Consider the following 270-nt stretch of genomic DNA (forward strand, 5'->3'; position numbering starts at 1 on the left):
GGAAGACGCCACCGTCTTTTTCGTTGGCCGCAAACATCGGGATAAAGGGCCCTCGAGGGGAGAGGCTGACAAGGTGGCCTGGCAGGACCCGGTGACCGGCTACGAGTGCATTATCATGCGCGATCCCAAGCGGGGCCACCTGCGCGGCTTTGTTGGTGTGCCTCCTGAGCATCCGCTGTTCGGCTTCAAACATGGTGCGATCCCGCCGAGCCTCGGTATCGAGGTTCACGGCGGCCTCACCTATTCCGCACCTTGCGATCTCACCGCGAG

1 protein-coding gene is annotated in these 270 nt (G+C 62.6%); it reads left to right on the forward strand.

The window, feature by feature from the left end; genetic code table 11:
- Positions 1–73: 73 nt before the first annotated feature.
- The coding region (locus RYX56_RS22560; protein WP_317124147.1) for a hypothetical protein at positions 74–270 on the forward strand (197 nt) is incomplete at its 3' end.

Source organism: Alkalihalophilus lindianensis, assembly GCF_032843265.1.
In the GTDB taxonomy this organism is placed as follows: domain Bacteria; phylum Bacillota; class Bacilli; order Bacillales; family Bacillaceae_D; genus Alkalihalophilus; species Alkalihalophilus lindianensis.